The sequence below is a fragment of the Nitrobacter sp. genome (assembly GCF_047149785.1).
Classification (GTDB): domain Bacteria; phylum Pseudomonadota; class Alphaproteobacteria; order Rhizobiales; family Xanthobacteraceae; genus Nitrobacter.
Genome location: NZ_BAAGBE010000001.1, coordinates 2,879,188 through 2,891,288, shown reverse-complemented (window position 1 = coordinate 2,891,288; position 12,101 = coordinate 2,879,188). Strand labels below are relative to the sequence as shown.

The following is a 12,101-nucleotide window of genomic DNA, read 5'->3' as shown; positions in this document are numbered from 1 at the left end:
GCAATAATAATGCACGGCGCAGCGTCCTTTACTCGGCCGCCGGGCCAACGGAATACTTACGCGACCGCCATGCACCGGCCGCACGCAGTGTCATGGGGCCCCGGATTTGCGGTCTTCGAGCCGCTCCGACGGCTCAATCGATCAGGCGTTCATAGAGCTTCGCCCCGGTATTTGCGTCCACGCCCGCCAAACTAACCTTATAACCCCACAGCCTGCGGATGTATCGTAAGGTCGCGTCGCAACTGCCGTCCTCCAGCAGGACGCCGTCGGAAATCTTGTGCTCCAGTCTCAGGTGTCTGTCGCCGAGCAGATCGACATCGACGACCTGGATGTCGGAATGGCTTGCCCCGATATCGTAGCTGTGGGCAAGCGCGGAGCGAATCTTCTCGTACCCGCGCTCGTTGTGGATCGAGGCGACCTCGTAGTGCGGCTCGCTGGCGGCGTCGGAAAGCAGGAAAAGCCGCCATTTGCGGATCAGCGTGGGGCTCAGATACTGCCGGATAAAGGATTCGTCGCGGTGGTTGGCCCAGGCATCGAGCAGCGTGGCGCGCCAGTCGCCTTTGCCGGCGATGTCCGGGAACCAGTCGCGATCCTCTTCCGTCGGTTCGGTCGAGATGCGCCGGATGTCCTGCATGAGGTCCAGCCCGAGCGCGTAGGGGTTGATGCCGGTGTAGCGCGGGTCGTCGAAGGCCGGCTGGAAGATCACGTTGGAATGGTTGCGCAGGATTTCCAGCATCGCGCCTTCGTTGATGAGCCCGCGGTCGAACAGCGCGTTCATCACCGTGTAATGGACGAAAGTGGCGCAACCCTCGTTCATCACCTGCGTCTGCCGCTGCGGATAGAAATACTGGGCGATGACGCGCACGATCCTCAGGATTTCGCGTTGCCACGGCTCCAGGATCAGGCTGTTCTTCTCCAGGAAATAGAGAAGGTTCTCTTCCGGAAGCTTCAGCGACTTGCGACGCTCGGCCGTCTTGCTTTCGTTCTCATCGGCCTGGCTCTCGCCTTTCGACGGCGGCAAGGTGCGCCAGAGGTCGTTGTAGGACCGCTCCTCATATTCAAGGCGCTCGCGCAGGCCTTGCCGCTGTTTCTCCGACGACAGCTTCGGAGGCCGACGGTAGCGGAACACGCCCTGTTCCATCAGCGCGTGCGCCGGGTCGAGGATGTCCTCCACGGCGGCAAGCCCGTGCCGCTCCTCGCAGCGGGCGACGTAATTCTTTGCGAAATCGAGATAACCGAGGATCGCGCCGGCGTCGGTCCATTCTTTGAACAGATAGTTGTTCTTGAAGAAATGATTGTGGCCGAGCGCGGCATGAGCGGTCACCAGGGCCTGCAGCGCCATGGTGTTTTCTTCCATCAGATAGACGATGCACGGGTTGGAATTGATGACGATCTCATAAGCCAGCCCGCGAGCGCCCTTGCGATAGAGCTGTTCCTGGTAGGCAAAATGCTTGCCGAACGACCAGTGCCGGTACATCAGCGGCATGCCGATGGAGGAATAGGCGTCCAGCATCTGCTCGGACGAGATGATCTCCATCTGCACCGGATAGATATCGAGATTGAGCTCCTCAATGGCGACCCGTTCGATCACGTCGAAGGCCCGCGACAGGGTGCCGAAATCCCACTCGGAACCGGAGAACAGCGGGCCGGTCTTGCGTGCGGCCACATTCATCGGCGAATCCTCAATCCTTCCGCCGCTGCCCGCCTGGTGAAGAGTTGCCGGAACACGGGATATATGTCGGCCGCCTCGGCGATGCGGGTCATCTGGAAGTTCGGCCAGTTCTCGTTGACGGAGCTGTAGGCTCGCCAAAGCGAGGTCCCGTTCTCGGTCGTGCCGAAGATATGGCGCTCCCGCTCATCGATGATTTCGACATAGGCGTAGTACTGGCAAAGCCGCATGATCTCCTCGTCCAGGAGCGCGATGCAGCGCGGTGAATCGTCGGCGAGGTTGTCCCCGTCGGACGCCTGTGCGGCGTAGATATTCCATTCGCTGGCGGGATAGCGCTCAGAGATGATGCGATGCATCTTGTCCAACGCGGTAGAGACCACCGTGCCGCCGCTCTGCGTGCTGTAGAAGAATGTTTCCTCGTCCACTTCCTGGGCTTCGTGGGTGTGACGGATGAAAACGATTTCGATGCGCTCGTAGCGGCGTTTCAGGAACAGGTGCAGCAATACGAAAAAGCGCTTTGCAAGATCCTTCTCGCGTTCGCCCATCGAGCCGGAGACGTCCATCAGGCAGAACATCACCGCTTTGGCGTTCGGAACGGGCTGCGCCTCGAAGCGGTTGAAGCGGATGTCGAGCGGATCGACATAGGCGATCAGCCGCCGCTTTCGCTCCAGCCGCTCCATTTCGGCCTGCAGCGCGGCGATGCGCTGTCCGGCGACCGGGCTCGACGGTCCCGCTTCGAGTTCGGCAATCTGCTGCCGGATCGCATCGACCTCCTCCCGTTTAGGGCGCTTCAGGGCGATGCGGCGGCCGTAGCTGTTGCGCATGGTACGGCCGATATTGATGTTGGTCGGCGAGCCGGTCGCGGCAAAGCCCGCCCGGCGCGGCTTGAAAGCAAGGATTTCGTGCAAACTGAGCTTGACCAGATCGGGCAGTTCGAGGTCCTCGAAGAAGAGGTCGAGCACCTCCTCGCGCGACAGCACGAAGCGGAAATCGTCGTCCGAATCCTTCATCGAGGGATCGGGCGTACCGGCGTCGCCCCGGCCGGGCTTGCGCAGCCGGTCGCCGGGCACGAAGTGCTTGTTGCCTGGCAGGACATGTTGACGCCGGCCACTGTCCTTGGTTTCCTTGAAGCGCGGCTCGTCCGTGCTTCTGGTCGGAATCGAGACCGTCTGTTCGCCGTCCGCATCGGAAATCCTGCCGCTGCGGACGCGGTCGCGAATGCTGCGCTTCAATTCCTGGCGCGCGCGCCGCAGGAAACGTTGCCGGTTGCCGAGGCTCTTGTCTTTCGGGTTGAGCCGCCGGTCGATCAGAATCGGCATGGCATGCCTCCGCCTTCAGCCGGCCTTGTTGACTCGCATATACCAGTCCACCAGCCGCCGCACCTGACGCTCGGTATAGCCGCGCGCGATCATCCGCTGCACGAATTCGTGGTGGCGTTTCTCGGTGACGCTGTCCTGCTTGGAGCCGAAGCTGATGACGGGCAGCAGATCCTCGACCTGGCCGAACATGCGCTTCTCGATCACCTCGCGCAGCTTCTCGTAGCTTGTCCATGACGGGTTGCGGCCGTCATTGCGGGCCCGCGCCCGCAGCGCAAACTTCACCACCTCGTTGCGGAAGTCCTTCGGATTGGCGATGCCGGCCGGTTTTTCGATTTGCGACAGGTCGTTGTCCAGCACCTCGCGATTGAGGATCTGACCGGTATCGGGGTCCTTGTAGTCCTGGTCTTCGATCCAGGCATCGGCGTAGGCGATGTAGCGGTCGAACAGGTTCTGGCCGTATTCGCTATACGACTCCAGATAGGCCTTCTGAATCTCGTGGCCGATGAACTCGGCGTACCGGGTGGCGAGCTCCGACTTTATGAAATCAAGATAGGCGGCTTCGGCCTTTTTCGGGAACTGTTCGCGCTTGATTGCATCTTCCAGAATATACATCAGGTGAACGGGATCGGCGGCGACTTCCTCGGTGTCGTAATTGAAGGTCTGCGACAGAATCTTGAAAGCGAAACGGGTGCTGACGCCGGTCATGCCCTCGTCGACGCCGGCGGCGTCGCGGTATTCCTGGACCGACTTTGCCTTGGGGTCGACGTCCTTCAGGTTCTCGCCATCGTAGATCCGCATCTTGGTGTAGAGGGGCGAGTTGGCATGCTCGGCCAGACGGGTTGAAACCGTGAACCGGCTGAGGATGTCCAGGACTTCGGGCGCGCAGGCGCTGTCGAGGAGTTCGCTTTCGCGCAGCAGCTTGTCATAGATTTGTCGTTCCTCGGTAATCCGCAGGCAATATGGCACCTTGACCACCAGGATGCGGTCGAGAAACGCCTCGTTGTTCTTGTTGTTCTTGAATTGCAGCCATTCCGATTCGTTGGAATGGGCCACCACTATTCCCTGGTACGGAAATGACCCGAAATTCTCGGTGCCGTTGTAGCTGCCCTCTTGCGTCGCCGTGAGCAGCGGGTGCAGCACCTTGATAGGTGCCTTGAACATCTCGACGAACTCGAGCAGCCCCTGCGTGGTGCGGTTCAGGCCGCCGCTGTAGGAATAGGCATCCGGGTCGGACTGGCTGTAGTTCTCGAGCTGACGGATGTCGACCTTGCCGACCAGCGCAGACACGTCCTGGTTGTTTTCGTCGCCGGGCTCGGTCTTGGCGATGCAGATCTGGCGAAGCCGGGACGGCATCAGCTTCACAACGGAAAATTTGGAAATATCGCCGGCCAGTTCGTCAAGACGCTTTCGCGCCCAGGGCGAGATCAAGCCGTTCAGGCGTCGCCGCGCGATCCCGTATTTGTCTTCCAGCAGATCGGCCATGCGGTCGGGGCTGAAAAGGCCGAGCGGCGATTCAAAAACGGGGCTGATCTGATTCCCCGCCTTGAGCGTATAGACGGGGCGCTGCTCCATCAGGCTTTTCAACCGCTCCGCCAGCGACGATTTGCCGCCGCCAACCGGGCCGAGCAGGTAGAGGATCTGTTTGCGCTCCTCCAGTCCTTGCGAAGCATAGCGGAAATAGCCGACGATCCGCTCTATGGTGTCTTCCATGCCGTAGAATTCGGAGAAGGAGGAATAGAGCTTGATCGTCTTGTTCGCGAAGATGCGGCCGAGCCTCTCGTCCTTGCTGGTGTCGACCAGTCTGGGTTCGCCGATCGCGTCGACCATGCGCTCGGGCGCCAGGCCGTACATCGACTTGTCCTCCCGACACGCCAGCAGATATTGCTGGAGGCTCATCTCTTCCGGGGCGACGGAACTATAGATTCTGGAGAACAGGTCGAAGACGTCAGATTGCTTGCCCTGCATAGTCGCCTCCCGGCCGCCGCGATGCCCTCAAATCACAACTTTCATGAAGCCTCGGCGGTTCCCGTTCACGTTCTGAATTGATCGCGGCTCGGAGCAGATCGAACGGAAAACGATAGATAGTTCGATGCCGATCACGCGTACGGGAGCAACAATATCACCTGAATCAATTCTAGAGCCTTTCCGCGTTCTGTTCGACCGCTTGCGGAATCGAGGCCCGATTCCTGGAAGAGCTGAAGTCGCCCGACGAGCGCTTTCGTTGGCGGTGATATTCGCGACACGCAATTTTTTGTTGCGGCGAAATCCAGTCGGTTCACCGGAGATCAGGACAAAGACCAGGCGCTGATTGGTTCGCGACTTATCGTCGCTAGAGCCATTCCGGCTTTGATGGAATCAAAGCCGGGCTCCAGATTTTTGTTTTGACGCGTTTTCTTTGCGCAAACCGGTATCCATCCTCGGGTCAAGCCCGAGGACATGCTTCGCTTGAAAACGCCATAATGCCGTTCGGAGCACGTTTTGCCCAACCAGACGGCATCACGCGCTTCCTGTTTCGGTCAATAACCCGTCATTTCGAGATAGCCGACACCCGAATGCGTGCCGGTGAAGCTGATTGGACCCTCCCAATAGGAAAAACTCGTCCCCATCCAGCTTGCCGGATTCAGCGGGACGGTTTCGATCGTGAAATCCCGATCGCGAACGGCGATGCGCCAACTCGTCGGCAGTCGGCGACCCGCGACCTCGGTTGTCGCCGTCGGCGTCATGGCGATGGAATTTGCGGACAGCACGACCGATCGCCCATCCGCTTCGATCCAGTTGCCCGTCAGGTAGGGCTCGCCTTGGGTTTGCCGCAGGCGATACAGCATCAGTTTTTCGCCGCTCTCAAGGTGCAGCGAGAACCAGTCCCAACCGGTCTGGTCGGCGGCCAGCGGCTGGCTGCTCCATTCGCGGTCCATCCAGGCCTGTCCGCGGACGTTCGCGGACTTGCCGTCGATTGTAAGGGTGCCGTTCGCCGTGAAAAACGGCTGGCTGTAGTAGTAGGACGCCTGTCCGCGCTCGGATTTCACGCTATAGCCCGCATCGCCTTCGAGCACGAGCGGCCGCGTCGCATCGAGCCGCAGCGCGTAGCTGAAATCCGCGCCCGATGCGTTGACCTGGAGCGGCGCTATCTCGACCGCCGACATCGGGTCGAGCCCGCGCATCCGCCATGAATCGATCCATGCGCGGAAAGGCTCCGCGTCCACGCCGGCCTGACCGACGCCGCCGCGCGCAAAGGTTTCGCTGTAGCGGTGGGTATCGGCGCGGGTGACGGCGGCATGTCCCATCCAGATCTGCTGGTTCGCCCAGCCTTCGCGCTGCGGACCCGGCTGCATCGCCAGCCGGAATAAAGTCCACTGCGTGCCGTATGCGTTGCCTTTCGTGTCGCTGAGATTGGCGGTGAGGTACCACCACTCGATGCGATAATCCGGGTGCGGACCGTGGTCGGCCGGAAACACGAAGCGCCGGCCCGGCGTGACCGCGGCGAAGCCGGACGCATCGACCCCAAGGCCGGCGAACCCCTGCGCCAACGCAGTCTTTCGTCCGAGTCCGAGCGCGGCCAGTCCCGCCGCAAATGCGCGTCGCGAGAGTCGTGCCCTAACGCTCATCGGCAAACACCTTGATCAGCGCCGCCGGCGGCATGCGGATCAGCCTGACGACCGGCACCAGCATCGCCAGCAGGGACGCCAGCATCGCGACGCCGAGAAGCTCGGCCAGATGCAGCGGAAAGACATGGAGCGGCAGCCGCCAGCCGAATGCCCTGACGTTGACCACCGCGATCAGGCACCACGCCACCAGCAGGCCCAGCGGCAGCGCCAGCAGCGCGGTGAAGAACGCAATGGACAGCGTCTTGAGAAGCTCGATGCCCGCCAACTGTCGTCGGGTCAGGCCGATCGCCCATAACGGCGCGAGATAGGGAAGGCGGGAGTTGCTCAGCGTCAGAAGGCTGGTGAGCAGTGCGACGCCGGCGACGCCGAGGGTGAACGTGTTCAGCGCGGCCGTGACCGTGAAGGTCCGGTTGAAGATTTGCGTTGATTCCGTTTTCAACGTGGATTGATCCGACAGCCGGTTCTCGTCGAGATGGAACGTTTTGCGCATGTCGTCGATCAGCGGCGCGATCTTGTCGGGTGTCACGCGCAGGCCGAAGCGGGTTCGCGGCAGGTTCGGAAACCGGCTCGTGAAGGCATCGACATTGACGACGATCTGCCCTTTGGGATTGCCGTAGTCAGCGTAGATCGCCGCGATGCTCAGGGGCCATGTGCCGGTGGGGGTGCTGACATCGAGCCGGCCCCCCAGCCGCAGGTTCAATTTTCTCGCGAGCTGTTCGCTGACCAGCGCCGCTCGACCGGACTTGACCTCGTCCCAGGCATCGGGCGCGGACTCCAGCAATGGCCAGTGGTCGCGATAGGTGGCGTGGTCGGCGAGACCGAGAACCTCCACAGGCCAGCCGCCGATCTCGATCTCGGCCCGGCCGCTCGGCAGGATCGCGGTGACCTCCGGCCGCGCCCGCAGGCTTGCCTGAATGTCGCGCGCCTGCGCATCGTCGCGCGCGTTGACGTACACGTCGGCGGCGAGCCGGCCATCCAGCCATGTGGCGAAGGTCCTGCTGAAACTTTCGACCATGGTCCCGACGCCGACATTGACCGCGAGCGCCAGCAGCAGCGCCATCAGCGCCAGCGACAGCCCCGGCAACTGCTCGCGGCTGTCGGCCCAAAACCACATCGCCAGCGGCCCGCGCGAGCTTCGCTCGCCGATGCGCAGCACGAATGCGAGCAGCACGGGAAGCGCCAGCGCGGCGCCGAGCAGCAACGCCGCCAGAACCGCGAATCCCGAGACCAGCGAGTGGCCGACGATCAGCACGGCGATCGCCGCAACCAGCATCGCGAGGGCGGCGATGCCTTGCCAGCCGAGCCATCGCTGCTGCGTTTGCCGGCGGGCATAAGGCTGCGCCATCGCGAGAACCGGAGCGCGGATCGCTTGCAGGAGGCTCGTCGCCGCCGCAGCCAACGTCCCGACGGCGCTCATCGCGAGTCCTGCAGCCCACCATTGCGGCCTCAGCGTCAATTCGCCGGGAATCCGGGCGCCGTACAATCCTTGCAGGCTTGCGGCGACGTCGGGCAGCAGCGCGGCTGCGATCAGATAGCCGCAGACCAGCCCGATCAGGCCGGCCACGAGCGCCACCATCATCAGCTCGGCCAGCAGCGTGCCGTTCAACATCCGGGACGACACGCCGCACGCCCGCAGGGTCCGGAGCATCGGCATGCGCTGCTCGAAGGCGAGCCCGATCGCGGAGTTGACGATGAAGAGCCCGACGAGAAACGACAGCAGCCCGAAGGCACTCAGATTGAGATGGAAGCTGTCGGTGAGACGCTCCAGATCGGTTTCGGCGTCCGGCGCAACGTATCTGAGCTTGTCGCCGGTGACGTCCTCAAGCGGCGCGTGCGGGCCGCGCGTCTGACCGATCAGCAGGCGCGAAAGCTGCCCCGGCAGGTGAAGAATGCTTTGCGCCACTCCGACATCGACGACCACCACGCCCGGTGCGAGCTGCGGCCGAACCTTGAGGGGCGGCAGCATTGCGCCATCGTCTGTTCGAAGAACAGCGCCTTCAGCGTTGCCCAGATCTCTCAATGTTTCCGGCGCGACCAGCGCCTCGCCCGGCGGCGCGATGAAGGTTTGCAGATCCGAGGTCCGGATCGAGGGAATCGATCCCGCCTCCGCCGGGAACGTGACCGGCTCGATCCCCAACAATCGCAATGACCTTCCCTCAACGCGGACACGGCCTTCGAGCACGGGCGAGACCGGCCATCCCGCCCGGCGCAAATCGACGAAGAGTTTTTGGGAGAATGTGGAATCCTGTCCGACCAGCATCGCTGGTCTGGCGCCCCCGAAGACCGCCGCGGCCCGATCGTAGCTGGCGCGGGCCTGCTGGTTCAGCGCCTGGACGCCGCTCCACAATGCTGTCGCGGAGATCAGGCCGATCATCAGGGTCGCCAACTGCGTCGGATGCCGGCGCCAATGGCTGAGCAGAACGGCGAGGATCCATGAACCCTGTTTCACGCGATCAATCCGGCGCTGAGCAGGACCTGCCGGTCCAGCGTCGCGGCGATCCGCGCGCTGTGCGTGACCATCAGGAAGCCGCATCCGGTTTGCCTGATGAGATCGCGTGCGAGATCCATGACCTCGTCGGCCGTTGCTTCATCGAGGTTGCCGGTCGGTTCGTCGGCGAGGAGCAGCGGCGGTCTGACCGCAAGCGCGCGCCCGATCGCAACGCGCTGCTGCTGGCCGCCCGAGAGTTGTTCGGGATAGCGTTTCAGCAAATCGCCGAGACCCAGCCGGTCGACAAGTTCGCCTTGCCAGCGACTGTCATGACGCCCGGCGATGCGCGCCTGAAAAGCCAGGTTGTCGGCGACGGTGAGCGAGGGGATCAGGTTGAACTGCTGAAAGACCAAGCCGAGCCGGTTCCGGCGAAGCGCGGCGCGGCCCCGGTCCGCCAGCGCCGTCACCTCGGTGTCGTCGAGCCGGATGGAGCCGCCGTCAGCCTGATCAAGGCCCGCGATCAGGTGCAGCAAGGTGCTTTTGCCGCTTCCCGACTCTCCGGTCAGCGCGACGCTCTCGCCGGCGTCGACGCGCAGGCAGGCGCCGCGAAGAACGGCGATCCGCTCCTGCCCCGAAGGATAGGTTTTGGTCAGGTTCCGGATGTCCAGTAGGGGTGCTTTCGAGGCTGTCGGGACGCACATCCGCCTTCTCTGTTTCCGTTTCCGCGCCGTCGCGAAGCAAGAGGTCGCAACGGATCGGCGCCAATACAGCGAGAGCGCCATACAGATCGGTCGACGCCGGCCTGCTGCAAGGTGACCTCGCTCTTTCCACGACGCAAACCGTCCTTTGCCCGCCGCGGCTATTCCTCCTCCGACAGTTCGGCGTCCCAGCCGCGCGCCTTGGCGCGGGCGATGGCTTCGGCATAGATGCGGTTGTGGCGCTCGGCCAACTCCGGCGGTAGCGCGCTGGGCAGGTTGCCGTACTGATCCCAGAGCTGTTCCACCTTGTTCTTCAGCGCTTGCATCTGGCCGGCGGTCCAGCCCGCGCAATCCTGCGTCTCCGGGATGAGACTGAACACGCGCGCATCCAGCACGATGCGCCCGAGTTGGGTGATGCCATGTCTGTCCTGATCGAGTCCGACGTATTTGTTCATGGGAAAGCTCTTGTAGGTGAAAACGAGTTGCAGGGCGGCGGTCGTCAAAGATTATATATCAGTTCGATTTAGGTATTGAATAAACAAATCAAATTTTTCCTTATTCAATTCGTCCCCTATGGTCGTCCCCTATGGTGATGTGGCCGGTCGCCGGCGGCCAGCCGGGGCTGGTCCCCTGGCCGCTTCGACATTGTGCCATCCCGATCGGGCGAGGAGTGTCTGCCGTGGACCAGTGGGTCTCTTGGTGTCTCGTGGTGTTGTCCGCGCTGCCGGCGCTATCGGCGATCATCGCCCCGCTGGCTGGAGTCGGCCGGCCGGCACGGGCGGGGCGCGTCAGCGTTGCCATGCTCGGCGCCACCTGCGCGGTCGCGGTGACGCTGTTGGTCGCGGTGCTGTGGGCGCCACAGACAGAGGTGGCGCTGGCGCAGCTCGGGCCGGTGGCTTTGCTGCTCGACCATCTCGCCGTGGCGATGGCGGTTCTGGTGGCGGCGATCAGCCTGGTGGTGCACGTCTATGCATTGCACTATATGGCCGACGAGCCCGGCTATCCGCGGTTTTTCGCCCTGCTGGACCTGATGACGGCCGTGATCCTGCTGATGGTCACCGCCGCCGACCTCCTCACGCTGCTGGCCGCCTGGTTCCTGATCGGGGTGCTGCTGTTCTTTCTGCTGGGCTTCGATGCCAGCCGCAAGGCCAGCGGCCGCTATGCCTTCTGGACGTTCCTGACCTATCGCGTGGGCGATCTGCCGCTGGTGGGCGCGGCGCTGCTGTTGTGGCATGGATATGGCACGGCGCAACTGCCGGAGCTGTTCGCGCGGATCGGCGCCGATCCCGGCGTGCAGCTCGGCGGGATGGCGGTGGTGCCACTGGCGGCGCTGCTGCTGGCGCTGGCGGCGTTTGCCCGCTCGGCGCAGTTTCTGCTGCACACCTGGCTGCCTTATACAATGGACGGTCCCACGCCGGTGTCGGCGCTGATGCATGCGGGTATCGTCAACGCCGGGGGATTTCTGTTCAATCGCTTCGCTCCGGTGTTTGTCCACGCGCCCGACGTGCTGCACCTGACGTTCGTCGTCGGGGTGGTCACGGCGCTGACCGGCTCGGCGCTGATGCTCTCGCAGAACGACGTCAAAAAATCCCTGGGTTATTCCACCATGGGGCAGATGGGCTTCATGATCATGGAATGCGGGCTGGGCGCATTCTCGCTCGCCGTCTATCACCTCATCGCACACGGGCTGTTCAAAGCCACGCTGTTTCTCAACTCGGGCAATGTGATCGGCGACACCCGCCGCGACGACGGCGTGCCGCCCGACGACATCTACACCTTCGTGGTCGAGCGTCGTCCGCTGCGCACGGTGAAGGTGCCCTGGCTATTGGCTGCGCTCATCACCGTTCTGGTGCCGGCGTTGGTGCTGAGCCTGTCGCATTGGCTGGTGGCGGAGGATTTCTTCCACAAGCAGGGCGCGGTGGTGCTGCTGTTCTTCGGCTGGGTCACCGGCGCGCAGGTGTTCTTCTCCATTCACAAGCTGCCCAGCGAGAAACCGTGGCGCTCGCTGACCATGGTCCTTCTGTCCTTCTTCATCGTGGTGGTGGGCTACACCCTGATCGCGCATGCGTTCGAAACGTTCCTCTATCCGGACCCGGCGCTGCGCGACGCCATCTATGCCGCGGCGGGCATCAACGTCCTGGCTTTCGACATCCTGGTGGTGTTCCTCACCGTGGTGCTGGTCGGCGCCTGGCTGGTGACTTTTTATGCGCAGTCGCTCGAACTCGCGGGAAAGCCCGGCACGCTGTGGAACGCCATCTACCTCAATCTCTACACCCTGTTTTCGCGAGAGTTCTACGTGTCCGACGTTTACGCCCAACTGTCGCGCGGCGCGCTGGCCGCGACCAAGCGGGTGAATATCTGGCTGCGCTGGGTTTGAACCGC

8 protein-coding genes are annotated in these 12,101 nt (G+C 62.9%); 1 reads left to right on the top strand and 7 read right to left on the bottom strand.

Annotated features, from left to right (window positions below; genetic code table 11):
- Window positions 1–133: 133 nt before the first annotated feature.
- The 7 genes from ACMDCM_RS13505 to ACMDCM_RS13475 form a co-directional block, all read right to left on the bottom strand.
- The gene (locus ACMDCM_RS13505) at window positions 134–1,672 is read right to left on the bottom strand and encodes a SpoVR family protein (RefSeq protein ID WP_412774035.1); all 1,539 of its coding nucleotides are present in this window, start codon (window positions 1,670–1,672) and stop codon (window positions 134–136) included.
- Complete coding sequence (locus tag ACMDCM_RS13500) at window positions 1,669–2,988, bottom strand: YeaH/YhbH family protein (RefSeq protein WP_412774034.1); 1,320 nt, start codon at window positions 2,986–2,988, stop codon at window positions 1,669–1,671. The genes ACMDCM_RS13505 and ACMDCM_RS13500 overlap by 4 nt, the downstream gene beginning before the upstream one ends.
- Before the next feature lie 15 nt (window positions 2,989–3,003).
- Window positions 3,004–4,953, bottom strand: a complete 1,950-nt coding sequence (locus ACMDCM_RS13495; RefSeq protein ID WP_412774033.1) for a PrkA family serine protein kinase — start codon at window positions 4,951–4,953, stop codon at window positions 3,004–3,006.
- A gap of 551 nt (window positions 4,954–5,504) precedes the next feature.
- On the bottom strand, window positions 5,505–6,593 hold the full coding sequence (locus tag ACMDCM_RS13490; RefSeq protein ID WP_412774032.1) for a lipocalin-like domain-containing protein: 1,089 nt from the start codon (window positions 6,591–6,593) through the stop codon (window positions 5,505–5,507).
- Window positions 6,583–9,042: an FtsX-like permease family protein gene (locus tag ACMDCM_RS13485; RefSeq protein ID WP_412774031.1), complete on the bottom strand. Its 2,460-nt coding sequence runs from the start codon at window positions 9,040–9,042 to the stop codon at window positions 6,583–6,585. Before ACMDCM_RS13485 ends, ACMDCM_RS13490 begins: the two co-directional genes overlap by 11 nt.
- Complete coding sequence (locus ACMDCM_RS13480) at window positions 9,039–9,722, bottom strand: ABC transporter ATP-binding protein (protein WP_412774030.1); 684 nt, start codon at window positions 9,720–9,722, stop codon at window positions 9,039–9,041. Before ACMDCM_RS13480 ends, ACMDCM_RS13485 begins: the two co-directional genes overlap by 4 nt.
- A gap of 158 nt (window positions 9,723–9,880) precedes the next feature.
- Complete coding sequence (locus ACMDCM_RS13475) at window positions 9,881–10,222, bottom strand: hypothetical protein (RefSeq protein ID WP_412774029.1); 342 nt, start codon at window positions 10,220–10,222, stop codon at window positions 9,881–9,883.
- A 176-nt stretch (window positions 10,223–10,398) separates the two neighbouring features.
- Between ACMDCM_RS13475 and ACMDCM_RS13470 the strand changes: the two genes are divergently transcribed.
- The gene (locus ACMDCM_RS13470) at window positions 10,399–12,096 is read left to right on the top strand and encodes a proton-conducting transporter transmembrane domain-containing protein (protein ID WP_412774028.1); all 1,698 of its coding nucleotides are present in this window, start codon (window positions 10,399–10,401) and stop codon (window positions 12,094–12,096) included.
- The last annotated feature ends 5 nt before the right edge of the window (window positions 12,097–12,101 follow it).